Annotated in this window: 1 protein-coding gene; it reads left to right on the forward strand. The window is 41.5% G+C overall.

Features of this window, described 5'->3' with window-relative positions; translation table 11 throughout:
- Positions 1-145: 145 nt before the first annotated feature.
- Positions 146-1,266, forward strand: a 1,121-nt coding sequence (locus Q366_RS21500) for a hypothetical protein (RefSeq protein WP_035242441.1), incomplete at its 3' end; no start/stop codon positions are given.

Consider the following 1,266-nt stretch of genomic DNA (forward strand, 5'->3'; position numbering starts at 1 on the left):
CGGGTTTACTGGCAGGAAAATACCTGATGCGGGAAACCCGCAACCCATGTGCCCCTCCTCATTTTCCTGTTTTTTCACATGAATTGAGGAGTAAGGCACGATTTGACAGGTGTTTTATGATCAACGGCAACTTTTTTGGGGCAAAATGAAACAATTATTATATTTTTTAATCGGTGTCCTGATCTCTGCATGCCTAATGTTACCTTATGCGCATGCTGAATGCACTGATTTGACAGATTTTAAAACGAATTATGAGTATTACAAACATTATGAAGGTAATGAATCGGTCTTCCATTATTCTCATTATAGTAATTCTGGTGCTGCACAGCTCGCTATTACATCCGCTCATGACTCCATTGGTGGCAGTATCGAAGCTTTAACAGGAGTTACAAATGGTATTATTTTAGGTATTGGCTATTGGACTTTTTCTTATGGAGATGTTTCTTCCAGTCCAGCTATATATCATTTTTATTGTTACACCTATGGCGATTTTACTCCTTGCGATCAGGTTCCGCCTGATTCTGACGGCGATGGTTTGCCGGACGATTGCGATATCTATCCGAACGATCCAGTAGCATATTCAGTTAAGATGACTGCATATCAGACAGTAGACGATACGAGTTCCGGCGATAAATCTTATATCTGTTACGTAACTGATCGTGGCGATAATTATTGTACTGGTACGGATGGAGCCTTGAATGGTGCAACTGATTTTGTTATTGCTGAAGGTACATGGATAGCTGGCTCAGATATATGCACGAGTGGATCTTCTCCTTCTGTTTCGAAGGCCCCGGATTCTGTTGTTCCTCAGCCATCTAAACCCGCTGCCCCTTCATCTCCCGGTGCTGATGGTGATTCCGACTCAGATCTTTTTAAAAAAATTGCCGGTAATTCCGATTCAACCAATAAAAATCTTGATTATATTTCCGATTTATTGGGTATTACTAATGGTCTCCTTGGTAAGCTTAATAATAAATCAGGTTCTTCGGGTAATGGCGCTGTTGTATACGCCCCCACGGCTGCTGAGATCGGTGAAGCTGTCGAAGATAGTCTTATAGATCCCACCCAAACGATTGATACTACCATTACAGACAACATTCCTGACTTAGACGAAACAGAAACCTTAACTGCAATCAAGACCAAGTATTCAGACAGGTATGATCTTTTTCTGGATACGCTGAAAGAATCCGATTTATTCACCTTGCCTTTTGCTATTTTTACCGGTCCTTCCGGGTCCGGTTCATCCATTCAAACCGTTGAAATAGG

Source organism: Desulfobacter vibrioformis DSM 8776, assembly GCF_000745975.1.
Classification (GTDB): Bacteria; Desulfobacterota; Desulfobacteria; order Desulfobacterales; family Desulfobacteraceae; genus Desulfobacter; species Desulfobacter vibrioformis.